The organism is Pseudomonas sp. SIMBA_067, from assembly GCF_046534675.1.
Lineage (GTDB): Bacteria > Pseudomonadota > Gammaproteobacteria > Pseudomonadales > Pseudomonadaceae > Aquipseudomonas > Aquipseudomonas putida.
Map to the genome: position 1 here is coordinate 1 of NZ_JAWRYH010000290.1, position 279 is coordinate 279.

The 279-nt window shown below is 62.0% G+C and carries 1 protein-coding gene; it reads left to right on the forward strand.

The genetic code is table 11. The annotated features are described in order from the left end of the window. A partial coding sequence (locus SB765_RS29135) for a hypothetical protein (protein WP_410932420.1) occupies window positions 1–279 on the forward strand: 279 nt, incomplete at both ends.

A 279-nucleotide genomic window follows, 5' to 3' on the forward strand; every position in this document is an offset into this window, starting at 1 on the left:
GTTGGCAGCGGCGCGGGGAAATCAGCCCTGACCCAGCTACCCGCAGCCATTGCCTGGTTCACAAAACTGCATGCGGTCGACTGCACAGGGCCTGAGCTGGGGCGAATCAAGGCGCTCGAACGTGCCATCGGCAGCAATGTCCTGGCCGCTACAGGGGCAGGAGGGGCGTCGATCGGGGCGATGGTTGCCGATCTTTTCTACAGCCTCCTGTACCCAGTGAGTGCAGGGGGCATTGCATTACGAGGTACGGCATCAGGCATGACATCGGCTTTGCTTGGG